General features: G+C 47.8%; 1 protein-coding gene. It reads right to left on the bottom strand.

Annotation, left to right across the window (positions count from 1 at the left end; all coding sequences use genetic code 11):
- Positions 1–50: 50 nt before the first annotated feature.
- On the bottom strand, positions 51–287 hold the full coding sequence (locus NE664_14865) for a hypothetical protein (GenBank protein ID MCQ4727917.1): 237 nt from the start codon (positions 285–287) through the stop codon (positions 51–53).
- Positions 288–408: the final 121 nt, after the last annotated feature.

The raw sequence follows: 408 nt of genomic DNA on the forward strand, positions 1-408 counted from the left end.
CAATGTAATCCCTGATCTGCTCATGACGCTCTTTCATGGTCTGTCGCCTCCTAAAATCTGTATTCATAGAAATCTGCATCTTCCACGTACCAGTCCTCTCCTGTACGGTAAATCCTCACCCTGTCAAGCTGCTCGTCAGTCAAATCTTTCCACCCTGGCACATTTCTCAACATGTTTCGTACATAACCACGCCGTAGTTCAATCTCATCAGCAGTCATGGACTTTCCCATGTGTTGGTCTTCTCCCACACGATACCTTGCCAGCTTTCTTGCCGCTTCTTCATTCATTTCTGGTCCTCCATCATCGGAAGGGCTGCTTCAGGCTGTATTCCTGCCTGCTCGATTTTTAAATGTTCTGGCATTTTGTGAAACTCGACAGCTCGTCGCTGCTCTGCTTCATAGGCTCCAC

The organism is Anaerotignum faecicola, from assembly GCA_024460105.1.
Taxonomy (GTDB): Bacteria; Bacillota; Clostridia; order Lachnospirales; family Anaerotignaceae; genus JANFXS01.